At 60.9% G+C, this 24,366-nt stretch carries 14 protein-coding genes and 1 pseudogene; 4 read left to right on the forward strand and 11 right to left on the reverse strand.

Annotated elements, in window-relative coordinates; all coding sequences use genetic code 11:
• Positions 1–165: 165 nt before the first annotated feature.
• Positions 166–318: pseudogene (locus V3W27_RS01320) on the forward strand (type II toxin-antitoxin system HipA family toxin); the annotation flags it as partial.
• Positions 315–593 carry a helix-turn-helix domain-containing protein gene (locus V3W27_RS01325; protein WP_095137759.1) on the forward strand — a complete coding sequence of 93 codons (279 nt, stop codon included), beginning with the start codon at positions 315–317 and terminating at the stop codon, positions 591–593. The pseudogene V3W27_RS01320 and the gene V3W27_RS01325, both read left to right, overlap by 4 nt.
• Positions 594–624: 31 nt before the next feature.
• Here the strand turns inward: V3W27_RS01325 and V3W27_RS01330 are convergent, their stop codons facing one another.
• Complete coding sequence (locus V3W27_RS01330; protein WP_330205760.1) at positions 625–1,461, reverse strand: amino acid ABC transporter permease; 837 nt, start codon at positions 1,459–1,461, stop codon at positions 625–627.
• Positions 1,458–2,279: an ABC transporter substrate-binding protein gene (locus V3W27_RS01335; protein WP_027610350.1), complete on the reverse strand. Its 822-nt coding sequence runs from the start codon at positions 2,277–2,279 to the stop codon at positions 1,458–1,460. Before V3W27_RS01335 ends, V3W27_RS01330 begins: the two co-directional genes overlap by 4 nt.
• A gap of 111 nt (positions 2,280–2,390) precedes the next feature.
• On the opposite strand from V3W27_RS01335, the gene V3W27_RS01340 reads away from it, so the two are divergent.
• Complete coding sequence (locus V3W27_RS01340; RefSeq protein WP_097089431.1) at positions 2,391–3,290, forward strand: homocysteine S-methyltransferase family protein; 900 nt, start codon at positions 2,391–2,393, stop codon at positions 3,288–3,290.
• A gap of 86 nt (positions 3,291–3,376) precedes the next feature.
• On the opposite strand, the gene V3W27_RS01345 is transcribed toward V3W27_RS01340, so the two are convergent.
• From V3W27_RS01345 to V3W27_RS01355, 3 genes are read right to left on the reverse strand one after another with little or no spacing between them, the layout of a single operon-like run.
• Positions 3,377–4,048, reverse strand: coding sequence for a GNAT family N-acetyltransferase (locus V3W27_RS01345; RefSeq protein WP_330205761.1), 672 nt, complete (start codon positions 4,046–4,048; stop codon positions 3,377–3,379).
• A 12-nt stretch (positions 4,049–4,060) separates the two neighbouring features.
• The gene (locus tag V3W27_RS01350; protein WP_097089433.1) at positions 4,061–4,507 is read right to left on the reverse strand and encodes a GNAT family N-acetyltransferase; all 447 of its coding nucleotides are present in this window, start codon (positions 4,505–4,507) and stop codon (positions 4,061–4,063) included.
• 10 nt (positions 4,508–4,517) lie between these two features.
• Entirely contained in the window at positions 4,518–5,141 is a 624-nt protein-coding gene (locus V3W27_RS01355) for an FMN-binding negative transcriptional regulator (protein WP_330205762.1), read from the reverse strand.
• Between the two features lie 92 nt (positions 5,142–5,233).
• Between V3W27_RS01355 and pdxR the strand changes: the two genes are divergently transcribed.
• Positions 5,234–6,790, forward strand: coding sequence for a MocR-like pyridoxine biosynthesis transcription factor PdxR (pdxR, locus tag V3W27_RS01360; RefSeq protein ID WP_330205763.1), 1,557 nt, complete (start codon positions 5,234–5,236; stop codon positions 6,788–6,790).
• A 33-nt stretch (positions 6,791–6,823) separates the two neighbouring features.
• Here the strand turns inward: pdxR and V3W27_RS01365 are convergent, their stop codons facing one another.
• The 6 genes from V3W27_RS01365 to V3W27_RS01390 form a co-directional block, all read right to left on the reverse strand.
• The gene (locus V3W27_RS01365) at positions 6,824–11,377 is read right to left on the reverse strand and encodes a hypothetical protein (RefSeq protein ID WP_330205764.1); all 4,554 of its coding nucleotides are present in this window, start codon (positions 11,375–11,377) and stop codon (positions 6,824–6,826) included.
• Between the two features lie 28 nt (positions 11,378–11,405).
• Positions 11,406–15,980 (reverse strand): hypothetical protein, encoded by a 4,575-nt coding sequence (locus V3W27_RS01370; RefSeq protein ID WP_330205765.1) that lies wholly within the window; start codon positions 15,978–15,980, stop codon positions 11,406–11,408.
• Positions 15,981–16,132: 152 nt separating this feature from the next.
• Positions 16,133–17,233, reverse strand: a complete 1,101-nt coding sequence (locus V3W27_RS01375; RefSeq protein ID WP_330205766.1) for a polyamine ABC transporter substrate-binding protein — start codon at positions 17,231–17,233, stop codon at positions 16,133–16,135.
• The gene (locus tag V3W27_RS01380) at positions 17,230–18,255 is read right to left on the reverse strand and encodes a histone deacetylase family protein (protein WP_330205767.1); all 1,026 of its coding nucleotides are present in this window, start codon (positions 18,253–18,255) and stop codon (positions 17,230–17,232) included. Before V3W27_RS01380 ends, V3W27_RS01375 begins: the two co-directional genes overlap by 4 nt.
• Before the next feature lie 268 nt (positions 18,256–18,523).
• Positions 18,524–19,519, reverse strand: coding sequence for an AraC family transcriptional regulator (locus V3W27_RS01385; protein WP_027610360.1), 996 nt, complete (start codon positions 19,517–19,519; stop codon positions 18,524–18,526).
• A 103-nt stretch (positions 19,520–19,622) separates the two neighbouring features.
• Positions 19,623–24,239, reverse strand: coding sequence for a hypothetical protein (locus V3W27_RS01390; protein WP_330205768.1), 4,617 nt, complete (start codon positions 24,237–24,239; stop codon positions 19,623–19,625).
• Positions 24,240–24,366 lie beyond the last annotated feature (127 nt).

Consider the following 24,366-nt stretch of genomic DNA (forward strand, 5'->3'; position numbering starts at 1 on the left):
GTGACCAGCATTACTTGGTGCATATGATCTTAAACACAGTCGCATCTGCATTTTGTTGCATATTGCACCGGGCCATCTTAGCCGAGGTGCAATATATTGCATCTTTGAGCAATAAAATCCCTGCTTAAATGCATTTAAATACAGCTGGGCTTGACTGACGTATCAGATCCTTTCGAACGCTTGCGTGAAGATGCCCAGCGTCTGGCGGCGCTCCCCGACATATTGACGGCGAGCGGTTTGCCCGACAGAACGATGAACCACCCGGGAATCCATCTGAAAAATCTGGAGCAACGTTTGAAAGAGTGGGATCTGAAATGAGCATGACGGTAGCCGAGCGCACGGTGCTCATCGAAAACATTCAAGAGGCGCTGGCCCAAGGGACACTGGAGATCGGTGAAGCGGTTCGTCGTCTACGCGTGGAAGTGACCGGTCTGCATCAAACCCAGTTTGCCAGGATGTGCAAAATATCGGTTCGCACGCTGGTGCATATCGAGCATGGCGAGGGCAATCAGACATTGAAATCGTTGAATGCGGTGTTTCGTCCGTTTGGACTGAAAATGGGCGTGGTGCGGGTCCGACGAGAGATCAATTGAACCCCGACGCTGGCGCAAGGTGCTGATTAGCCTAGCTACGCCGCACATAAGCCTTGCCGTAATACCGCTCCATGCGCGCCTGGATCAGCTCCAGACCGATCGACATCAGCCAGTAAATGATCGCCGCCGTGGTCAACATCTCGATGTAGCGGTAGCTCGAGCGGCCGTAGGACTGCGCCAGAAACATCACTTCCCAGACGCCCATCACCGAGATCAGTGACGAGTCCTTGAGCATCGAGATGAACTGGTTGGTGGTTGGCGGAATAATCGTGCGCATCGCCTGGGGCAGGGTGATGCGCCAGAAGATCACGCTCTCGCGCATGCCCAGCGCCAGCGAAGCTTCACGCTGGCCATAGGGCACGCCGAGGATGCCGGCGCGGAAAATCTCGCTGAGGTACGCGCCGTAGTTGAGTGACAGGGCAATGATCCCGGCTACCATTGCGCCGGGTACGACACCCAGTTGCGGCAGGCCGAGGTAGATCAACAGGATCTGGATCAGCAGCGGCGTGCCGCGAAAGAACGAGGTGTAGAAACTGGCAATCCCGAACGCCACGGCGCTTTTCGACAGGCGCGCGAGGGCGGTGACGAAGCCCAGCAAGGACGAGGCGACGATCGCGCAGGCGCAGAGAAACAGGGTCAGTGCCGCGCCCTGTAGAAAGCCGTTGGGCGCCAGGTGCACGCCGAGCAGATTCGGCAGCTTGTCGAGGATGATCGAGAGCTTCAGATCGAAGCTGAGGAAAAAACCGGCAAACAGGCTGAACATCGCCGCCCAGGTCAGGTACAGGCGCGTGCGGAAACCGAGCAGCCGTTGCAGGCGCGATTCAGCCACCGGTTGCGGCGGCTGTGGAGGTGTCGGGAAGGCAGTCATTGGCTGATATCGGCGCCGATCCATTTCTGCGACAGCTTGCTCAGCGTGCCGTCCTGCTTGAGTTGCGCAAACACCTCGCGCACTTTGGCGTCCCACTCGGCATCACCCTTTTCGATGGCCACCGAGTTAGGTTCCGAGTACAGCGGCGCGCCCGCCAGTTTGAAACGCTGATCCTGATTCAGGCGCGGCTGCGCGGTCACCAGATTGGTGAGGATGGCGTCCAGGCGCACACCGGCGCCCAGGCCCAGATCCTGGAAGGCGACATTGTCGGTATCGTACGGAGCGATCTGCACATCCTCGAACGGGTACTCCAGACGCGTGTCTTCGGCGCCTTCGATGACCAGATTCTTGTTCAGATAGCTTTCGTAGCTGCTGGCGCTGGTCAGGCCGACCTTTTTGCCGCTCAGGTCCTTGGCGCCGTGGATGCGATCGTCCTTGGCGTTGACCACGATCACGGCGGGCGAGGCGTAGTACTCGACCGGGAAATCGAACACTTCGGCGCGGGCCTTGCTCGGGGTCATGGAGCAGATGCAGATGTCATAGCGCCCGCTCCAGCGGCCGGCAGCGATCACGTCCCAGGATGGCGTTTCGAGGCGCAGCTTGACCCCCAGCTTGTCCGCAACGGCTTTGGCGACGTCCACGTCGAAGCCGTCGAGCTGATTCTGCTCATTGAGAAACGAGAAGGGTGGGTAGCTTTCCATCAGCACGCCGACCAGTTGTTTTTTCTGTTCGACGCGATCAAGTGTGGCGCCGCCGAAGGCTTGAGTGGACGCGGCCAGAATCGTCAGGCCCAGGGCCAGTAGCGGTTGAAGTTTCACAGTCGACACCTGAAAAAAAGGGGTTGTTATTAACCGAATGGTGCGTATTAAATAGTTATAAGAACTACTCTGGTAGTGAGTAATTTTCATAAGCATATGAGCGAAAAGCATATGGGCACAGCAAGCACGGTAATTCTCGATGGCGGCATGGGCCGTGAGTTGCAACGCGCCGGGGCGCCGTTTCGGCAGCCCGAGTGGTCGGCGCTGGCCCTGATCGAAGCACCGCAAGCTGTCGAAGCGGTGCACGCCGCCTACATCGCCAGCGGCGCCAATGTGATCACCAGCAACAGCTATGCGGTCGTGCCGTTTCACATCGGCGAGGCGCGGTTTGCCGCTGAAGGTCAGGCACTGGCGGCGTTGGCCGGAGAGCTGGCGCAGCGTGCGGTGCAGGCCTCGGGCAAAGCGGTGCGAGTGGCCGGTTCGTTGCCGCCGCTGTTCGGCTCCTATCGCCCGGATCTGTTCGAAGCGGCGCGGGTGAACGAATTGCTGACGCCACTGGTAACCGGCCTGGCGCCACATGTCGACCTGTGGCTGGCGGAAACCCAGAGCTCGATCATCGAGGCGCGTTCCATTCGCGCCAGTCTGCCGCAGGACGGCAAACCGTTCTGGCTGTCGTTTACTTTGAAGGATGAAGACACCGACGAGGTGCCACGTCTGCGTTCCGGCGAACCGGTGGCCGAAGCAGCGGCGGTGGCGGCGGAATTGGGCGTCGAGACGCTGCTGTTCAACTGCAGCCAGCCGGAAGTGATCGGTGCGGCGATTGATGCGGCGCGCGATACCTTCGAACGCCTGGGTGTGCAGATTCACATCGGCGCGTATGCCAACGCGTTTCCACCGCAACCGAAAGAGGCGACCGCCAACGACGGCCTCGACCCGTTGCGCGACGATCTGGATCCGCCGGGGTATCTGCACTGGGCGAAGGATTGGCAGCAGCGGGGCGCCAGCCATTTGGGCGGTTGCTGCGGGATCGGGCCGGAACACATCGCGGTGTTGGCGCAGAAACTGGTGTAAATAAGCATCAAAAGATCGCAGTCAGCGGCAGCTCAGCTACACCCTGTAGGAGTTGCCGCAGGCTGCGATCTTTTACATTTACAGACTCAGGAACGGCACTCGACCAAACCTTTCACCTGCCCGGTCGGCGTCTGGTTGGCATCGCTCAACCACTGCTCGAACCCTGTCGCAATCTCCGGCCACTCCGAATCCACAATCGAATACCACGCGGTATCGCGGTTCTGGCCCTTGACCACCATGTGCTGGCGGAACACGCCTTCGAAGCTGAAACCCAGACGTTCGGCGGCGTATTTGGAGCGGGCGTTGCCGTTGTTGCACTTCCACTCCAGGCGACGATAGCCCTGTTCGAAGGCGTATTTGGCCAACAGGTAAACCGCTTCGGTACTCTTCGGTGAACGTTGCATCGGCGCACCGAAGGTGACGTGGCCGATCTCGATGCGCCCCTGCGCCGGGACGATCGACATCAGGCTCAGAATGCCTTGCACCTCGCCCGTGACGCGGTCAATCACGCTGAAGAAATAGGGATCGCTGCTGGCCGCATGGTTGTTCAACCAGTCATTGAAAACGCTGCGCTCGGGGAACGGCCCATAGGGCAAGTAATCCCACAGCTTCGGGTCGGCGCCGGGGCCTTCGAGGGCGTTGAACAACTCGTCGCCGTGGCGCGCCGGGTCGAGGCGTTCCAGGCGGATGAAGCGGCCTTCGAGCAAGGTGGCGGTGGGGGCGGGGACGCCTTTCCAGTCGGCAAGTGCAGTGGGCATGTACGCGGCTCCTTAAATGGCTTTGCGAAACTGGATGAATCCCGGGCGCTCGGCGATGCGCTCGTAGAGCTGAATCGCGGTGGCATTGGTTTCGTGGGTCAGCCAATGCACTTTGCAGCAACCGTCGGCCTTGGCAGTGGCGTAGACGTGTTCGATCAGCAAGCGACCGACGCCGGTGCCACGAGTCTCCGGCGCCACCAGCAGGTCCTGCAGGTAGCAGGAGTTTTCGATGCTCCAATTGGAGCGGTGATAAATGAAATGCACCATGCCCACTGCTTTGCCGTCAGCCCAGGCGAGGGCGGCGTGGGTCGGCTCGCTCGGGTCGAGGAAACGCTGCCAGGTGCTCTGCGTGACGGCGTCCGGCAACTCGGTATTGTAGAAGCGCAGGTAGGCCTGCCACAGCGGCAACCAGGCGGCGTGATCACCGGCGGTCACCGGGCGGATCTGGATCTGACTCATGCTGATTTCCTTAACGCATCAAGTGGGCGAGGGTTCGGTCGGCGATGTCGGGGCTGGCAGCCAGGCCTTCGCGCACGCTGGCAATGTCTTCGGCGCTGCGGTTCTGGCTGAGCTTGCGCTTGCCTTCGAGGCGGTCGATGGGAATGGCGAAACCGACGATCGCCTTGAGCATGCCGTCGATGTAGTCGGCCGGCGCATCGTCGACCTTCCATGGTTGTGCGCGACCGGCTTCATGGCGATCAGTCAGCGTGCTGACGATGTCGAGCAGGCGCCCGCCGTCGCTGAAGGTTTCGGCGTGGCCGTAGGCGTGCACGGCGACGTAGTTCCAGGTCGGCACGACTTTGCCGTGCTCGGCCTTGCTTGGGTAAAACCCCGGGCTGACGTAGGCGTCGGGACCGGCAAATATCAGCATCGCTTCAGCGCCGTCGCGCAGGTCTTTCCATTGCGGATTGGCTTTGGCCAGGTGCCCGTACAGCGTGCCGTTCGGGCCCTGTTCGCGGTGCAGCAGCACCGGTACATGGCTGGCTTGCAGGCCGTTTTCACCGTGGCTCACCAGAATCGCGAGGCGAGTGGCGAGGATCAGTTCGTGCAGTTGCGACAGTTCGTCGATGGCAAAGGCGCGGGGCGTGTACATGGAGAGATTTTCCTTGGCGAATGCCTGCATCCTAGGCAGGCTATTGGTCTGTTGTAAGAGCCATTGATGAGCAATTTCATAGGTCCATTGTCATGCCCGAATCGCCCACGCTGTCCATGCCGTTCAATCCGGCCGGTATCGAGCTCGACCGCCGTCAGGGTTTGAGCCGCCAGCTCTATCAGGCGCTACGTCTGCGCGTGCTGGACGGGCGTCTGGCCAGTGGCACGCGGCTGCCGGCCAGCCGTGATCTGGCGACGGCGTTGGCGATTTCCCGCAACAGCGTGGTGCGCGCCTACGATCAGCTGTACGCCGAAGGCTTCATCGAAGGCCGGGTCGGGGACGGCACGTATGTCGCCCAGTTGCCGCACAGCGCATTGCCCACCAAAAAACTATCCACAAAAGTATCCACAGGGTTTTCAACAAGCTTACCCACAGCCTTATCCACAAATTGGCTGGATTTACCTGTGGTTCCATCCAGTAAAGTTATCCACAGCGACGCAATTCAGCGGGTTGAAACCAATCATCTGGCCCTGCCACCCAGTGGTCCGCCGCGTGCTTTTCGGGTCGGCGTTCCAGCCTTCGATCTGTTCCCGTTTGACGTCTGGGCCAAGCTGAACGCGGCTTTCTGGCGCAAGCCGGATTTGCAGCAGTTGTGTTATGGCGATCCGGCGGGCGATGCGCGGTTGCGCGGGATGATCGCGGCCTATTTGCGCAGCTCACGGGGCATGCAGTGCACGGCTGAGCAAATTGTGATCACCAGTGGCGCACAGCAGGGCATAAGCCTTTGTGCACAGTTGCTGGTAGCGCCGGGCGACGGCGTAGCGATTGAAAATCCCGGGTATCGAGCGGCCGGTCATGCCTTCGCCGTGGCCGGTGCCCGGTTGCACGGGGTGGCGGTGGACAGCGAGGGAATCGACTGCCAGCAACTGGCAGGACTGACCGATTGCCGCCTGACCTATGTCACGCCATCCCACCAGTACCCCACGGGGGTGGTAATGAGTCTGGCCCGCCGCCTCGAATTGCTGGCCTGGGCCGAGCGCACGCAGGGCTGGATCGTCGAGGATGATTACGATGGCGAGTATCGTTACAGCGGCGCTCCACTGGCGCCATTGGCCGCCCTCGATCGACAGGGGCGAGTGCTGTATGTCGGCACGTTCGGCAAGGTCGCGTTCCCGGCGTTGCGCCTGGGGTATCTGGTGTTGCCGCCGGGGTTGGTGAAGGCATTTGCGCAAAGGCGTGCGGTGGATGTGCGTCATTCCGAAGTCAGTACCCAAGCGGTGATGGCCGAGTTCATGGCCGCCGGGCATTTCCAGCGGCACATCCGACGCATGCGCCGCGCGGCGCTGAGCCGACGCAATGTCCTGCTCGGTGGCTGGCCGCAGAATATTGCGGGCGTCGGCCAGTTGCCCGGCGTTGCCGCCGGGCTGCACCTGACCGTGCCGGTCGCCAGTGTTGCGCGTGAAAGTCAACTGATTGAACTGGCGCGTAGCGTTGACGTCGAGATCAATGGTCTGAGCAGCTATTGGCTGCCTGATTCCACGACCCCGGTCGACCAGCGCGCCGGACTGGTGCTGGGCTTTGCGGCGGTGCCTGAGCGCGCAATCGAAGCGGCGCTCGAGCGTTTGCGAACCGTGTGGCACACCCTCTGAAGCGGACGCAGATCAATGCGCCCGGCGGCGGTATCACGGTTGTGCTTCGAGTTGCAGGAACAGGCTCGGATCGCCAATCCGGCGCAGCACGTAGTCGATTGGTGTCAGAGCAGTCAGGGCCTGTCGACGTTCTGCGCTGAGGGTCTTCAAATGCGCATCGGCGATTTTCAGGTGCGCCGCGGTGAATTGTTCCGGCGCGGCTTCGGGCGAGTCGTAGTGAAAATGCGCGAGCCATAACGGCTGATCATGCTGGGTGCTGTCGAGTATCTGATACTCCTGAAAATAATCCTGGCGCTTTTTGGTCTTGATCCGGCCCAGGGCGTTCCTGACGATCCGTACCTGATGATTGTCCAGCAACCATTGCAAATAGGCTTGTCGAGGTTGGCGGTCCTTGAGCAGACTGGCGCGCACGGCGATGCCTTGAGCACGTAACCGGATTGCGGCGCTGTTGAGTTCCGCACTCAAGTTGCCCACCGGCAACCGCGTGCCACCGGCGGCGACAATGCGGGCCTGCGCCTGTTCGACGCTGACAGCAATCTGTTCCAGTCGCCGAGCCTGCTGATCGAACAGATCCTGCATGTCTGCCGGTATGCGGTTGGGCCTCAGAGCGTCACGCCGGGTCCGGTCAATGAACGCCTGCACTCGCTCATTCTGGTTCAGGGCATCGGCAATGAACTCGATGTCGCCCACCTGCGTCGTCGGGGAGGCGGTGGGTCTGACGGGAAGCATTTCTTCCAGAGGTGATTCGCTGGCGGCTGCGGGCCTGGCGGGCGCAGGGTCACGAGGCCGGCTCTTGGTGACCTTGCCAACCGGTCGGGACGGTCCTGCGACAGAGGGGCCCGGTGTGGCCGGCGTGCTGCGGGCTCCGGTTTCCGGCAGCAGTTCGCTCAGTTGCTCCTGCGCCAGTTGTCTGAATTCGCCGAGCAAGCTTCTTAGCCGCGTCAGTTCCGCCGCAACCACCATGCCCGGGTATTCGCCTGGCAAGTCCCCCAGACGCTGATCGGCATCGACATAGACATCAATCAGTCGGCTCAGACGATCAATGCGCAGCGCAGTGCTGTCGCCGTTGTCGGGTTTCCTGATCAGGGCGGCGTGGCGATGTGTGGCGGTGGCGGCTTCGATTATCAGCCAACCGGTGGCTTCCCGCGCCGCTTCGGTGGCAGTTTCCTGCATGCACAACTCGTGAGACATGCCGATGGCATTGGATTTCAGATCCCACTGGTTAAACGCCGGGAGCAGTTGGCGCAAGCGTTGCGCAGTGGTCATGCCTGCGCTGCCGATGGTGTCGAGAGTTTCCAAGGAGGTACGGGACAGCTGCAGGCGGGCGATCATGTCCTGGCTCAACGCCAGAGCCTGGTGCAGTTCCTCGTTGTAACTTTGCAGCGCTTGCGGTGTATCGATGACCGTGTGTTGAGCCAATTTACGGGTCAATACTGCGTAAGCGTTGCGTTTGAGAACGAACCAGAGGCTGAGGTTTTTTTGCAGCAAAGTGGTCATGCGCTGCAATTCGACGAAATAGCCGTCGCTCCCCCCTTTGAGGCGCCATTGGCCGAGTATTTTCAAGGCCTCGTCGTAATCCCCGATCAGCTTTTCGACGTGTTCAAGGTAACGCCGGGTCGCCTCTTCATGGGCTTGTCCGGAGGCGCCAAGCATGGCTGACTGGGCTTGTTCCAGAGCAGCGTTGCCGACGGCTTCCTGACTTCTGAATGCCTCCAGAGCCGCACCGAGCTGGTTCCTCTGGGTTTCCTTTTCCTTGCGCTGGGCCTTGAGCTGACTTTGCAGGCTGGTGCCCCCGGCGCCCCCGCGCAGACGCAGTCGGGTATCCACGAACCATTGGCCTTGCTGGTTGTGAATCAGCAGCGGACCGGTTTTTGACGGTGTCTGCGGATCAACGATTTGCACCTGCTGGTCATCGTTTTCAATCACGCGGAACCAGCGATCGCCCGCCTGCGCATAGGTGCTGGTAGCGAGGCGATACAGGGTCGCCTTGCCGCGCAGCAGGGTTTCCACGGCGGCTGCCGTGAGGTCGGGAGCCGGCACGGCCAGAGTATTCAGAAACGTTGCCAAGGCACCGGGCGAACGCCGGGGCACCGAGCCGTAGGCTTCAAGCGAGGAGTAATGGCTGGCCGGGAGTTGGTCCTTCAGCAGCGTGGTGACGTGTGTAACCGTGGGCGGGACAGGCGCTTGTGCAGGGGCGGTCTGGATCCGGGGCAGTCCTTCGCTTTCGATATCGCTTGCGCCTTCGCTGCGCAACGCTGTGCGGGGGCCGGTTGTGCGTTGGGTGGCCGCATGATGGGCCAGGATCATGCCCAGGTTCAGCAACATATCGGCAACCGCGCTCCACTGCGCGTGGGTATCGCCACGGTTGTGGGCATCCACGACCTGATCGATTTCGCTGATGCTTTGCCAGACCCAGATCGCCGCGCCTGCCGGGCCGCAGAGAAAGTTCGCGGCAACGTTGAACAACGCCCACCCGCTGTCTCGCAGCAAGGCCCAGCGGCGTTGCGCATTGGATAACGACTGTCGGTCGGCGAGTTCGGCCATCGCCAGTGCATGGGTCTTGAACAGCACCGGGAACACGTCGCCAGTCAGCGCCGTAGAGGCAAGCCCGACCGGCCCGGCCCACTTGACGCTGGTCCAGGGCTCGGCGAGCAATTGCGCGCCCAGCCACGGACTGGGCAGGCCGATGGGGAAGGTGTATTGGGCATATTTGAAGCTGGTTTGGGAATCCGCCAGCCACGACAGCACCGAATCTCTCAGTTCGCCTGGCTGATGGACGGCGTACAGCAGGTTTTGCGTTGAGGGGAATTGCAGCAATGGCTGCTCAAGCAACGGACGATACAGCAGGCATGGCCCGGCTCCAGGCAGACGCGGGGCAATGATGAACATGTTGGTGACAACATCGCCAACAGTCTCCCCGGCATGGATAAACGTCAGCGGGCGAATGACCACAGTGTGTGGATGACCGGGTATCGGTTTGAGCCACTCCTGGACACAGCGATAACCCTGCTCATCCACGCCGCCGAGGCGACGCAGCTTGGATTCCAGTGCAATCAGCGGCAGCAGTGCGTGCAACTGGCGTATGTAAAAGCGCTGCTGCAGGGGGGCCTGCAGCGGATCGTTGATCAGTCTGTCCCTGATCAAGCCGGGGTATGCCTCACCCATGTCGATCTTGTTTGCCATCTTCGTCAGGTAGGCGACAGTCAGCCACTGCGGCAGCGCTTGTGGCGGGTCGAACTGCAGAGTCGCCAGATACGGCGTGCGGTTTTGCAAGGCGTACTCGCCCAGGGTTTCGATATGGGTGTCATGCGGATCGGGCAGTGTCACGCCTCCCGATTCGAAGCTGTTGGTGATGCGGATTTGCAATTTGTCCAAAGGCAGCCCGGCCGCCGATGGCTGATCGGCAATGATCGCCTCACGCATGCAATTGCGTGCATAGGTATCGATCGGCGGGATTGGCAACAGCGCCTTGTCTGCCTGCCGGTACAACTGGCCCAGCGCATTGATCGATTGGCTGTATTGATCGAGCTCGGAAGCCGAAGCGTCGAGCAACCAGTCGGGTATCGAATCATCGAGGTCGATGAGGGTGTTTTTCTGCGGTTCGCTGGCTTGCTCGATCAGGGGCAGAAGGGAGGAGCCGTCCTCGCTTTCCTCGTCGAGACTTTGTCGGGTGATTGCCCGGATGGCATCGAGCTGGTTGGCAATCAGGACCCACGCCATGTGGTCGAAAAAATTGCCCTCGGGTTCGAACAACTGCCACTGCAGATTCTGTCCGGCCGGCAACAGTTCGATACGCTGCGGCAGTGATTCACCCAGTTGCTGCAGAGAGTCGAATGTCTCGTAACCATCTTCCACGGTGTACATCATGACCAGATCGCGCAGGCCATAGCGTCCGAAAATCACCACGGCGCCGCCCAGAATCAGGTGTCGGGCAGCGCCTTGAGCATCGACCGAGTCGATGTCGATCAGGCACACGCGGATGTCCGACAGTGTTATGTCGTGACGCTGGCGCTCCTGTTTGTCCGGGCGCCGCGAAATCGCCCGGGCGACCAGGCACTGTTCATCGTCCCAGCCCTCGGCGTTATGGACGTTCAGGGCTTCGCGCAGGGCATCGGAGAGTTCTTGCCAGCGCGGCAACTGGCGTCGGGTGCTGTTCCAGTAATCCAGCTGTCGCTCGGCGAAGGCGACAAACAACAGGGGCGCATAATCGTTGAGCAGATCGGCAATGGCCTCGATATCGACATCCATATGCACCACTGGCATGGCCTGGCGGTTCAAGGTCAGAAAGTGTTCACCCTCCAGATAGTTGGCGCTGGAGCCGTTGAAAAATTGCCGGACGAGTGCCTCTGTCAGTGATTCAAATCGGGTCGGCAGGGCCACTCGTTCCGCGTTCAGCCATTGCCATTGTGGCGTGCCGATCATGGCCTGCTCGGGATCGATCTTGCGTTGTGGATACAGCGCTTCGAGCGCCTGACGCAGCACTGCGCTGGCGACTTCATCGACCGTGGGCCCGCGACTGGTCTGATGGACGATCTGGCTCTTTTGCAGCAATGCATGGGTTTCGGTGTTCGCTGAATGCTCAGTCATTGTCATTGTCCTTTTTGACGTTTGGGGCTTATGAGAAAAACAGCGAACGCGCCAGCTGCGGGCTGATCGCGCTGCGATAGATAGCGATGATTTGCGGGCTGCTGGTGGCTGAGTCCAGGTCGAAGGCGCCGGCCATCCGCCGTTGCTCCTGCAGTTTCAAATGGGCGGCGGTGAAGGCGTCGGCCGGTGCATCGAGGCTGTTGTAATGGAAGTGCGCGTACCACAACGTCTTGCCGGTGCGCCGCTCGCGAATTTCGTACTCCTGCAGATAATCCCTGCGCGGGCCTTTGAGGCGACGCCGGGCACCGCCAGACACAATGTCGATCTCATCCTTGTGCAATAACCATTCGACCCGGGCAGCGGTTGGCGGTTGTTGCTTGGTCATCTCGACCCGTATCCGGTAGCCCTCTGCGTACAGGCGTTCACCCGCCTGGTTCAATTGGGCGATCAGGGCTGGCGGCTCCTCGGTGCTGTTGGCCCGCAGCCGGGCCTGTTCAAGGCTTTTCGCGCTTTCGTCGAGCTGTTCGGCCTTGCGCTGGAACTGCTCTTCGATCTCCACCGGAATCCGGCCGGGTTTTTTGGCATGGGCTTCGGTTTGCCGGATGAAGCTTTCTACGCCATCGAGCAGCGTCTGGCCCTGGCTGATCTGGGTGGCGAGATCCGCTACCGGAGCAGGCGGGCGGCGCCGTCCGGGCTGAATGCGTTCGACCCAGACACCGGGCGTTTTCTCGTGAAACGTGGCGATGACGTTCCCGGTCATGGGCGCTTTCACGTCAAGCAGAACCGGTTGCCCTGGCGCCGAGGAACGCAACTCGCCGACCACTGTGCCCTTGAAGCGGGTTTTGATAATCCGTTTACGTGAGGCTGGCGCTGGCCTTGAAGGACCGGGCCGAGGCTCCACCGGCCGGTGTTCGAGGAGCAATTGCGCCAGGTGCTCTTCGGTCTGGCGTTGAAACTCGTTGATTCGTTTACGCGTGTGGCTGAAGGGCTCGTCGAGCAGCACATCCTTGTGGTTGAGGGCGAAATCCTCGAACGACTGATCGATGGCGACGAACTGTTCGAGCATGCCGTTGAGGCCTTCGATCCGCTCGTTGGCCCCCAGGCTGGTCTGGTCGAGCAGCAGTTCCTGGGAGGTCTGAATAACCAGGTTGGTTGTGTCGAGCAGGCGTACCAGATCGCCTTGCGCCTGAGTCAGCGCTGGCGAAGCCTGATCTTTCAGGCAGATGTCGCGAGCCAGCGACACCTGAAGTGCCTTGAGATCATTGAGACTGAACACAGGCAGCTTTGCGCGATAGGTATTGGCGACTTCAGCGGCACGTTTGCCCAGTCGGCTCAACTCCTGAAAACGTGACTGGGCAAACTCGATCTTGCTGATCATGTCCTCGGTCAAATCGTACATTCTGCGGTAGGTGACGGGATCACCGGTGCCCGCAGCCGTTTCCTCGGCCTCGAGCAGCACCAGGGTTTCCTTGAGGGTTCTGGCGAAGAGGGGGTCACGTTGAGTGAGCCATGTCTGGTTGAAGAACAACTGGGTACCGAGCATCTCGGTCATGGCGGTGCGGAAATGGGGTACGGTCTCAAGCAGGTTCAGCGATTTCAGCTGGTCGATGGGCGCCGCGTATTCCTCGGTGCGGCGTTCAAGTGCTGCAAGAAACGTGGTCTGCTGCGCCACCAGAGTGTCATCGCTGGCCGTGGTCATGGCGGTGTGGGCGGCTGTCAGCTCTGCGCGGGCCTGCTCGCGGGTGTTATCGAACTCGGTCAGTTGTTTCTTGAGTTCGGCGATGCGTTCATTGTTTTCCCGTCGTTTGGCCTTGCGCCGACTCGACAGACCACCGCCGCGCAGACGAAGGCGAGTGTCGACGAACCACTCGCCCCGTCGATTGCGGATCAACCCGGGGCCCTGATGTCCGGGCTGTCGCTGCGAATTGATGATCGATACCTCACCGGTGTCGGCGACCGCCACTTCGAACCAGCGCTCACCCACGGGTGCGTAGTACCCGTTGGCATGCCGATAGAGGTGACGATAAAGGCCGGCGTCGCTGGCGGTCGGGGTGAGCGCTTCGGGGCGCGTAACGGCAAAGCGATCCAGGGTTTGGGTCAGGCTCAGGGCGGTGTCGGTCATCAGCGAAGTCTGGTGTTGCGCCGGATACTCACCGATCACATCAGGGCGTTGCACGATGCTTACCGGCGTTGGTGGTGCCGGCTCCTTGGGCTCGGTTTCGACGGTCACCGGCTTCTTTTCAGTGATGTCCCGAGGCGTCGCGTTACGGGTGCTGGCGTGATGGGCGAGCACCATGGCCAGGGTCAGCAACAGATCGGTCATCGCGGTTTTCTGCTGCCCGGTGTCGCCTGTGGCAGCGGCGTCGAAGGTTTGTTGCAGATCGTCCAGCACTTGCCAGATCCAGGCGGCGGTACCGACGGTTCGACCGAAAAACGGCAGTGCGGCGCTGAGGATCATCCAGCTCGCATGCTTGAAACTCTCCCAGCGACTTTCGCTATTGGACACCGATTGCCGATTCGCCAGTTCGACCATTGCACTGACGTTGGCCTTGAACAGAAAAGCCAGGTAATTGGTAGCGATGACTGCTGTTCCCAAGGTCAGCGTGCCGCTCATCTGCAAGGAAGTCAGTGGATCGGCGAGCAGTTGTGAGAGCGACCATACCGAGGGTCGATCATCGCAGAACACGTAATTGGCATAGTTGGCGCGCGCACTGTCCGGCAACCAGGCGAGGACCGACTGACGCAATGTCGGTGAATGCTTGATGGCGTACACCAGGTTGGCCGGCGACGGGTACTGGAGCAAGGCATGATCGGACAGGGGCCGGTACAGCAGGCAGGGTCCCTTGTCCATCTGTCGGGGGCCGATCACGAACATGTTGGCCACTTCATCGGTGGTTGTCCCCGGGCGCCACGCGGGATTGAAGGCCAGCGGTCGAATGACGATCTCCTGACCGTCCACCCGGCGATTGTCATCCAGCAATTGAACCACGGCCGCGACATAGCGATAGCCCGCCTCGTCGACCCCGCCCTGTGCGCGAATCTTCTGCTGCAAGGCCAGTAACGGCAATTCGACACGCAGCCGGCTGGTGAACAGGTTCTGTCGCCGCAGGCTTTCCAGCGGGTCATCGCGCAGTTTTTGCCTGATCAGCGCAGGATAGGTCTGGCCGATGTCGACACTGACGATCAATCTCTCCAGATAATCGGCCGTCATCCATGCCGGCACCGCAGTGCTGCCGATATTGCTCACGGTCTTGTTGCCCAGCGGCAAGGCAATCAGATTCTGCAACGCCAGATCGACCAGGCTGAAGGTGCTGCGTTCGGGCTCCAGCAACGGTGTGAAACTGCCCCACACCACCACGCTGTCGACCACGATGCGAATCTCGGCCAGATTCAGTTCAGTGGCTTCGGGATGCTCCTTGAGCAGGGCCGCCTGCAGTTGCTCCAGCGCGAACTCGCGAATCGGTTTGATGCCGTCGTCAAAGGACTGCTCGGCGTTCTGACTTTGCACCTGCGCCAGATCCATCAGATGACGGCTGTAGGCAGTCAGGTCGCTGGGCGAGGCGTCGACCATCCACTCTGGCAACGCTTGCTCGACCAGGTTGAAGCGTGAAGACGACTGCTTGTCCGTGGGATCGAGTTCGTTGGTCGTGCGGCTGACGTGGGGCGTCAGGTTGGTTGTCGCCGGTTCGTTCGCCAGCTCGCCAATCGCGTCGGCCTGCAGGGCGATCAGATTGCACGCCAGATGATCGAAGTAGTCACCGTCAGGTTCGATCAACCGCCATTGCAAGGTTGCAGGCGGCGGTCCGTCCGTCTGGGTCTGCAGTGAGGCACCCAGTTCCTGCAGGGTATCGAAGGCCTGGAAACCACGAGTGATGGTGTGGGTGAGAATCAGCGTGCGGCTGCCGAGCGTGCCGATCAGTACGGCCATATCAAGGACGTGCAGGTGAGTGGAAGTGCCATCGCGCGTGGTGTCCAGATCGATCAGGCAGGCGCGGGACTGATAGCGATCATCGGTACTGCGGGCAGTTTTTTGCGGATGGTCGAAAAGACTCCGGGCCATGGCGCGCTGGTCGTCGTCCCACGCCGGGTTCGTCCCGACGTTCCACAGTTCGCGCAGGGACCTGGACAATCCCTGCCAGCGCGGGGCGGAGGCGCGGGTGAACTGGTTCCAGTAATCGACCTGTTGTTCCTCGAAGGCAACAAACAGCAGCGGCGCCAGTTCATTGAGCAGCCTGGCGATGGCCTCGATGTTGACGGGCAGTTGTACCGGCGTCTCGTGCGCAGGATGCAAGGTGAGGTAGTGCTCGCCATCCAGGTAGGTCACTGGCTTGTTGGCGACGCCATGACGCACCAGCGCATCGGTCAGCGATTCGAAGTGTCGCGGCCCGGGGACGACACGCTGGTCACGCAAGGTCCAGCCAGGTGTCACCACCATTGCCAGTCGCGGGTCGATCTGTAACTTGGGGTATAGCGTCTTCAGTGCCGGTTGCAGGGCGCGGGTGGCGACTTCCCTGATTGAGGGGCCGGCGATCAGTTGGGTGAGCAGGGCGTCTTGATCATCCGGCAGCTTGTGGTCGGCGGGAGAGTTGAGGGTTTCTGGCATGGTCACATCCTTGGTCAGAACAGCAGGCACCGCGAAAGTGGCGGCGGGCGATGCGTTGCAAGGTAATGACGGGCCGAGCACCGAAGGTGGTAGATAAATATCGCAGGCAAAAAAAGACCCGCACGGCGGCGGGTCTTGTCGTCAGCGTCGGCTCAGGTACCGGACTTGATCTTGGTCCAGGCCCGGGTGCGTGCCCGCTCGGCATCCCGCGGCAGCGGTTGCAGGGTGTAAAGCGTGCCCATCGCCGCATCGGTCGGGTACAGGTTGGGGTTGTTGCGGATCGCCGGATCGACCAGTTGGGTGGCGTCCTTGTTCGGGTTCGGATACCCGACGAAGTCGCTGACCGGCGCGATCACCGCCGGTTGCAGCAGGTAGTTGATGAAGGTGTAGGCGTCCTCCGGGTTCTTCGCGCCCTTGGGAATAGCGAGCATGTCGAACCAGATCGGTGCGCCTTCCTTGGGCAGGCGCATGTCGACCACCACACCGTTCTTCGCTTCCTTGGCGCGGTTGGCCGCCTGCGAGAAGCTGCCGGAATAACCGACCGCGACGCAGATGTCACCGTTGGCGATGTCGGCCATGTACTTGGATGAGTGGAAGTAAGTGATGTACGGCCTGATCTTCATCAGCAGCGCTTCGGCCTTGGCGTAATCCGCCGGGTTCTTGCTGTTGGGATCCAGACCCAGGTGTTGCAGCGCCAGCGGCAGGATCTCCGACGGCGAGTCGAGGAGGGCGACGCCGCACTGCTTGAGCTTGCTGAGATTCTCTTCCTTGAAGATCAGGTCCCAGCTGTCCACCGGCGCGTTATCCCCCAGCGCGGCTTTGACCTTGGCCGGGTTGAAGCCGATCAGGATGGTACCGTACATGTACGGTACGGCAAATTTGTTGCCCGGGTCGTTGGCTTCGATCAGCTTCATCAGTTTCGGATCGAGGTGATTCCAGTTCGGCAGCTTGCTGCGATCCAGCGGCTGGAACACCCCGGCCTCGATCTGCTTGGCGAGGAACACGTTGGATGGCACCACCACGTCATAGCCGGAGTTGCCGGTCAGCAGCTTGGCTTCCAGTGCTTCGTTGGTGTCGAAGATGTCGTAGACCAGTCTGGTCTGGGTGTTCTGTGCCTTGAAGTCTTCCAGCGCCTTGGGCGTGATGTAGTCGAACCAGTTGTAGACGCGCAGGGTGCGTTCTTCGGCGTGGGCGCCGACGCTGAGCAGCGCGGCGCACACGGCTGGCGCAATGCAGTGCTTGAGTCGGTTCATTGTTCGAACCCTTCGAGCACGTTCACTGCGTTGATGCCGATCTCCTCCACCGCGTAGCCACCTTCCATGACGAACAGCGTCGGTTTGCCGAGGGCGGCGATGCGTTTGCCCATGGCCAGGTAATCCGGGCTGTCGAGCTTGAACTGTGAGATCGGATCGTCCTTGAAGGTGTCGACGCCCAGCGACACGACGATGATGTCGGCATCGTAGCTGTCGATCTCGTTGCAGGCCTGTTCCAGCGCCGCACTCCACACATCCCAGCCGGAACCGGCCGGCAGCGGATAGTTGAAGTTGAAGCCTTCACCGGCCCCTTCACCGCGTTCATCGTCATAGCCGAGGAAGAATGGAAACTCGGCTTCCGGATGGCCGTGGATCGAGGTGAACAGCACGTCACTGCGCTCGTAGAAAATCGACTGAGTGCCGTTGCCGTGGTGGTAGTCGACGTCGAGGATCGCGACCTTCTTGTGGCCGGCATCGAGGAATGCCTGAGCGGCAATGGCGGCGTTGTTGAGGTAGCAATAACCGCCCATCAAGTCGCCGGCGGCGTGGTGTCCCGGTGGCCGGCACAGGGCGAACGCACTGCGTGCACCGCGCTGGATTTCCGCTTGGGCAGTCAGCGCCACTTGCGCTGCACTGTAGGCTGCTTGCCAGGTGCCGGCGGTGATCGGCGCGCCGCCGTCGAAGCTGTAGTAGCCGAGCTGGCCGTGCAGGCTGGTCGGTTTGATTTGCCGCAGAGTGCGGGCGGGCCAGGTGTAGGGCAGCAGGTCGCCGTCGGTGTTGAATTCGGTCCAGCGTGCCCACGCACCTTTGAAGAAGTCGAGGTAATCGCGGCTGTGGATGCGCGCGATCGGTTCGAGGCCAAAATCCTTTGGCGCTTCTACCGGGCCGAGGTTCTGGTGTTGTACCCGTTGCAGCACGTGGTCGGCGCGCGACGGCATTTCGAAACACGGCTTGAGCTGGCCGTCGATGAGTTCGCAGCGGCCGTGGTGCAGGTGGTGATCGTCCGAGTAGATCGTCAGCATTTGTTGTTCTCCGCAGGGGGCTGATTCGGTTGCCCCCAGTGTTGCGGCGCGCGGCGAATCGGAGAACGGCAGGAAAGGCCAAAAGGGGATCGATATGGCCAAAAACTCTGACCGCAATTCGCCCCTCTTTTCAGTACAGCCTTGCTTCGATTCAGGCATGCAATGCGTCCCGGTGGGAGCTGGCTTGCTCGCGAATACGGTAGGTCAGATAAATTGATCGCGACTGACACTGCGCATTCGCGAGCAAGCCCGCTCCCACATTGGAACATCAATGAGGGCGAAACTGGCTCGGCGCAACCCCGCTCCAGCGCACGAACGCATGGCGGAAACTCGCGGTCTCGCTGAAACCCAGGGTCTCGGCGATGCGGTAGATCGGCAACTGATCCTCACACAGCATCTGCTTGGCCCGCTCGAAGCGCAGTTCGTCGAGCAGTTCCTGATAACTGCTGCCCATGTCCTTGAGATGGCGGCGCAAGGTGCGCGGCGAGCACTTCATTTGCTGGGCCAGCCCCTCCAGCCCAGGTGCTGCATTGAGCTGGGCACTGAGCAACTGGCGAATCCGCCCCAGCCACGCCTGACGTCCGGTGAACTCGATGTTCTGTTTGCGGCAGCGGTCGGCCATGGCCTGGTGGGTGATGCTGTCGGCCAAAGGCAACGGCTGATCGAGCCAGCGCCGGTCAAAGGCGAAAGCATTGTCCTTGGCGCCGAAGTGCAGAGGGCTGTTGAAGTGCTCAGCGTAGCTGTCGCGGTAATCCGGCGCGGCATGTTCAAAACGTGTCGCCAGTAGCGGCAGCGGATGCCCAAGCAAATCGTCGCAGATGACCTTCAATGACACCAGGCAGAACTCCGCGTTGAACACCGCCATCGACGGGCTCTCGCGGTAATCGGCGGCGACGAACCAGACCCGCTCGCCGTCGTCTTCCAGGCTCAGTTCGAAAAGTGTTCCCAGCAGCGCCGGATAGCGAATCGCCAGGCGCAAAGCGTCACCTAAGGTGGCACTGGTGAGCAGGGCGTAACCGAGGATGCCGTAGCAGGAAACGTGCATCCGTCGGCCCAGTTCCAGGCCGATGTCATGCTTGAGCGCGACCGCATTGGCGCAGACCTGCATTTCCTGATTGGTGGTGATGCGTGTGTCGGCACGGGCCAGATCCGCCGCACTGATGCCGCTGCCGGCCAGCAGCGCTTCGCTCGACAGGCCTTCGGTCTTGAAGGTGTTGAGTACCAGTGAGACGGCATTGAGCGTCGTGAGGTGGGAGTGGAGCATGAGGCGGCATCCGCTGGTTTTTGGCAAAAGAGGCAGCAAGTAGCGTGCCGTGCACGACGCCCACAGGCAGGGGCGACGTCGTGCACGGTCATCAGCGTATGCCTTAGCTCGCGCTGAAAAACAGCTGTCGGGCCTGCTCCACGCCGATCATGCTGCGGTAGTACGCCAGCCGTTCGGCCCGGCTCAACCCGCGAGTGCTGTCGGCATCGGATCCCAGTTGCCGCTCCGCGGGGGTTTTCAAACGTGCAGAGAGGAAGGCCTTGTCCGGCACCCATGAGGTGGAGTACAGAAAATGCGCGTACCACAGCACCTTGCGCGTGGTCTGGTCAGTGATGCTGTATTCGTCCAGGTAGAGCGCCTTGCCGCCCTTGAGGCGGCGTCGACTGACAGTTTTTGCAATACGGATGCTGTCATTGGTCTGAAGCCAGGCGACACCTGATGGTGTGGGTGATTGTGCCCTGGTCATCATCGACATGGCGGTTTTGGCCTGCTGATATAGGCTGTCGACGGCATCGCTCAGCGCCTTGTTCAGCACCGCAGCCGAGCGCTGGCTGCTGTCCGTGGCGTTGCTGTCGGTCAGGGCCTGTTCAATGGCCGCGCTGACGTGTTCCAGTTGCAGGGCGTGCTGGTGAAACAGGTACTCGATACCGACCGCCGAGCGTCCGGCCTGCTTCATGAGTTCGTTCATGCGCAGGGTGAACGCCGGCAGGCCGTCGAGCAGGTCCTGCCCCTTGTTCAGGCTGGTTTCGAGCGCTGGCGTCGGCGTCGGCAAGGCAGTGCTGATACGTTCGACCCACACCCCGGGAGTTTTTTGATGAAAGGTCGAGATGACCTTGTCCGTGAGCGGTGACTTGATGTCGATCAGGTCGGTTTCCAGGCCCTGTGCCGTCAGGCGCGGCTCGCCGATCAGCACGCCGTTGTAGCGGGTGCGGATGAACTTCTTTTTCGGCCTTGGCGGTTGCACGGGGAGCGCCGGGCGGCTGCGCAGGGTGTCGCGCTCTTCGAGCAACAGCACCAGGTTGTGGCGGGCGCTGCGGTTGAATTGCTCGAGCTGTTGGCGAAGGTTTGTCAGCGGTGCCTCTTGCACACTGTCAGCGAACGCGGACTTGAAGTCTGCCAGGCGCTCGTCGAGTACGTTGAATTGTTCGATCAGATCGTTGAGGCAGTCGATGCGTTCGTCGAGCCGGGAAACGCTGCGCTCCTCAAGGGTGTCGCGCAGCGCTTGAACGGCGATATCGGCGGTATCGACAATCTGGTCGAGACTGAGCCAGGCATCCGCGGCGGTCGCTACCGAGTGTTCGGGCAGGCAGACATTGCGCGCCAGTGTCACCTGCAGTGCCTTGAGATCCTCGATCGAGTACGCCGGGAGTGCCTTGCGGGTCAGTTGAATCAAGCGCAAGCCGTCTCTCTCGAACTCTTTGAGTTGCACCAATTGTGCCTGGATCTGCTCTAGACGCGTGATCATGTCCAGATTGAGCTCAAGCATCTGCCGCGTTTCGGCAATATGCCGGTTCTGGGGCTGTTCAGCCTGTTCTTCGAGATGATTGAGTACGCTGCGCAATGTCGGCGTGAACAGGGTCAGCGCTTCGCGAATCCCTGCATGGATGAGTTCGAGCTGCGCCTTCAGGTAGCTCAGGGATCTCTGTTGGTAGTCAGCCGTTGGCGAGAATACATGCAACGCCTTGAGATCGCTCAACGCCTGGGCATAAGCGACGCGTTGCCTGTCCAGAGACTGTAGAAAGAGCTGGCGGTGGGCCGCAGCGGTCTGAGCGGTGGCAGCGTTCATTGCCTGGCGGACCTGTTCCAGCTCGCCTTGCGCTGCCGCCTTACGGCTTTCGAAGGCGGTCAGGCGGGTGCGCAGTTTTTCCGCTTCGATGCGGCGTTGTGCTTCAGCCAGCTGTGTCAGGCCGGCCGAGCCGCCACCGCGCAGACGCAGTCGGGTATCGACGAACCAATCGCCACGCAGATTGCCGATCAAGGCTGGGCCGGTACGGGTTGGCTCCTGCGGATCGATGATCATGACGGTACCGTTTTCGTCCACCGCGACCTCGAACCAGTCATGGCCCACCGGGGCGTACCATTTGCTGTTGTAGCTGTAGAGATTGCGATAGAGCCCTGGCGTGGTGTTGGCGCTACCCAGACGTTGCGGGCGAAGGATTTTGAAGTGGGACAGCACGGTGCCCAGACTTGCGGGCGTGCGATTCGCGGCGCCGCTGATATTCAGGGTTTGCTGCAGGTCAGCGGTTTCATGGGGAGCACTTTTTTCCAGTTGCTGCACGGTGATTTCAGTGGTTGTGGGGTCAGGGTTTTTCGGTGTTTCGCGTGCCGCTGTCTCATGGGCCAGTCGTGGTCGGGAGCGACCTGCGATGTGCAACGTGATCGCCATCCCCAGATTGAGCAGCACCTCGGTGAACGCTGACCATTGCGCGGAAGAGTCATCCTGCTCCCGGGCTTCCTTCAGGGCTTGCAGTTGCTCCATCACCTGCCAGATCCACGTCGCGACACCCACCGTGCGTCCGAGGAACGGCAAGACGGCATTGAACAGGGTCCATCCGGCCTGTTTGAAACTGGCCCAGCGACTTTCCGCATTTGACACCGACTGGCGGTCGGCCAGCTCGACCAGCGCCGACGCGTTGGCTTTGTACAGAGCGCCTGGCAGATCGCCCTCCACGGTCTTTCTACCGAGGCTGATCGGCCCACTCATGACCCTCATTTTTTCCGCATCCACCAGAAACTCGGTGACGGCCCAGGGGGAGGGCAACGTGCCTGGAAACACATAGTTGGCGTAGTCGCTGCGCACGCGGTCCGGGAGCCAGGCGAGCACCGAGTCACGCAGACTGGCGGATTGCTGGATGGCGTACAGCAAGTTGCTGGGGGAAGGGTATTGGGTCAACGGCTGGTCGAGCATCGGTCGATACAGCAGGCACGGCCCGGCGCTCGGGTCCTCAGGACCGATCACGAACATGTTGGCGACTTCGTCATGGCTGCCGTCTGTTCTGCGTTGAGGTACGAAAGCCAGAGGCCGCATGACGATGGTCTGGTCCTCGACCATGCGATGGTTGCTGTCGGGATCCAGCACCGCGACGACATAGCGGTAACCGCGTGCGTCGATACCGGCCTTGCCGCGAATTTTCGATTGCAGGGCCAGCAGCGGCAACTGGATGCGCAAGTGTTGAGTGAACAGTGCCTGTCTCCCGGCGGAAGCTGGCGTGGTGTCGACCAACTGACGCTTGATCAGCGCCGGGTAGGTCGTACCGATATCCGCGCGGGTTACCAGGTCTTCCAGATAGCTTACGGTCAGCCATGTCGGCAATGGCTTGCCACGGGTGGAGTGCAGGGTCTTGTTGCCTACCGGCACTGCAATCAGATTCTGCAAGGCCAGATCGGTGACGCTGAAATTGTAAGTCTCGATTTTTCCCGGAACAGTAAAGGTGCCCCAGATCACCGGACTTTTGACCCGCAACTGGATCGACTCCAGAGCTGTTTCAAGATCGGTACGCTGCGCATCGGCGTGCGCGCGAAGGGTCTCGGCATGCAAGGCGTTCATTTCGCTCAGCGCGTATTCGCTGATTGGCAGGATGCCATCCAGATAGGACTTGCCGGTGTTCTGGTTATGCAGTGCAGCCAGATCCTTCAAGTGCCGGGAATAGTTGTTCAGATCCGGCAGTGATGCAGCAATGAGCCAGTCAGGCAAGGCATTCTGAAACCAGCTCAATGGCGGGCCGGGCTTTTTCGCCGTGGCGTCGACTTCGGGGGTGGCCGTGGACAATGGCTTGTCGAGCGGGGCAGGTGTGGCAGGAGAAAAATCCAGCGCGCCGATCACATCGATCTGAATCGAGACCAGTGCACACGCCTGATAATCGAAGATGCTGCCCGAGGGTTCCAGCAATCGCCAGTTCAACTGCTGGTACGGCTGAAGATTGCCCACGTGCGCAGGCAAGGATTTGCCCAGGTCATCAAGAGAGTCGAACTTCTGATAACCCTTGAGCAGTGAATGGGCGAGGATGACCGTCTTTCCCTGTTGTGTGCCGATCAGCACGGCCATCGATACTTCGTTCAGATGCTTTACGGTTGTGCCATCGATCAGATCGATGGCGATCAGGCAGGCGCTGTTCTGGTCATCGATTTTCCTGCCGGCCAGACCGGCAGTGCGATACAGCGCGCGGGCCATTGCGCAGTCACTCTCGCTCCAGCCTTGTACCTGATTGACGTTCCAGATCTCGCGCAGGGTGTTCGACAATGTATGCCAACGCGGGCCGTTGCTGTCGTCGGCGTTGTTCCAGTACGCCAGCTGTTGCTCCTGAAACGCCGTGAGCATGACCGGTGCCAGCAGGTTGAGCAGGCTGGCGATTTCGTCGATCCGTACCGGCAGGTGGACGGCCGGATCGCTGATCGGTTGTTGCGTCAGAAAGTGTTCACCTTCGATATACAGCGTCGGCGTGCCCTGCACGACCTGGGCGGCGAGGATTTCGGTCAAGGCCTGGTAGGTCGGATTTCCGGCAACGATCTGTTCGTCGACGATGGACCATTGCGGCGTGCCGATCATGGTAATGCTCGGCTCCAGATCAAGCGTGGGGTACAGCTTGCGCAAATGTTCGCGCAACAGCACGGCGGCCACGTCGCGCAAGTCGGGGCCGACACTCAATTGGGTGATCAGGGCTTCGGTGGGATTGGTGCCGGCAGCCGTCTGCCGGGTGGAGCTTGTGGTTGCTGAACTCATCGTGCGTCCCTGCGTTCTGGTGATGGAGGCGATCCCGAGGACAAGTCTCGGGATCGCTCCATGCTAGGGAGGCACGATGCAGCGTGGGTGGTAGATATGTAGGGCGTCGGACTATCGCCGGCGCCGG

It is taken from the genome of Pseudomonas sp. AM14(2022) (assembly GCF_036346455.1).
In the GTDB taxonomy this organism is placed as follows: domain Bacteria; phylum Pseudomonadota; class Gammaproteobacteria; order Pseudomonadales; family Pseudomonadaceae; genus Aquipseudomonas; species Aquipseudomonas putida_A.

Excerpts from the sequence above, each read along its gene's own strand:
- V3W27_RS01365 (WP_330205764.1), bottom strand. The coding sequence starts at position 11,377 with ATGACTGAGCATTCAGCGAACACCGAAACCCATGCATTGCTGCAAAAG.
- V3W27_RS01325 (WP_095137759.1), top strand. The coding sequence starts at position 315 with ATGAGCATGACGGTAGCCGAGCGCACGGTGCTCATCGAAAACATTCAA.
- V3W27_RS01355 (WP_330205762.1), bottom strand. The coding sequence starts at position 5,141 with ATGTACACGCCCCGCGCCTTTGCCATCGACGAACTGTCGCAACTGCAC.
- V3W27_RS01375 (WP_330205766.1), bottom strand. The coding sequence starts at position 17,233 with ATGAACCGACTCAAGCACTGCATTGCGCCAGCCGTGTGCGCCGCGCTG.
- V3W27_RS01350 (WP_097089433.1), bottom strand. The coding sequence starts at position 4,507 with ATGAGTCAGATCCAGATCCGCCCGGTGACCGCCGGTGATCACGCCGCC.
- V3W27_RS01380 (WP_330205767.1), bottom strand. The coding sequence starts at position 18,255 with ATGCTGACGATCTACTCGGACGATCACCACCTGCACCACGGCCGCTGC.
- V3W27_RS01345 (WP_330205761.1), bottom strand. The coding sequence starts at position 4,048 with ATGCCCACTGCACTTGCCGACTGGAAAGGCGTCCCCGCCCCCACCGCC.
- pdxR (WP_330205763.1), top strand. The coding sequence starts at position 5,234 with ATGCCCGAATCGCCCACGCTGTCCATGCCGTTCAATCCGGCCGGTATC.
- V3W27_RS01390 (WP_330205768.1), bottom strand. The coding sequence starts at position 24,239 with ATGAGTTCAGCAACCACAAGCTCCACCCGGCAGACGGCTGCCGGCACC.
- V3W27_RS01385 (WP_027610360.1), bottom strand. The coding sequence starts at position 19,519 with ATGCTCCACTCCCACCTCACGACGCTCAATGCCGTCTCACTGGTACTC.
- V3W27_RS01340 (WP_097089431.1), top strand. The coding sequence starts at position 2,391 with ATGGGCACAGCAAGCACGGTAATTCTCGATGGCGGCATGGGCCGTGAG.
- V3W27_RS01330 (WP_330205760.1), bottom strand. The coding sequence starts at position 1,461 with ATGACTGCCTTCCCGACACCTCCACAGCCGCCGCAACCGGTGGCTGAA.
- V3W27_RS01370 (WP_330205765.1), bottom strand. The coding sequence starts at position 15,980 with ATGCCAGAAACCCTCAACTCTCCCGCCGACCACAAGCTGCCGGATGAT.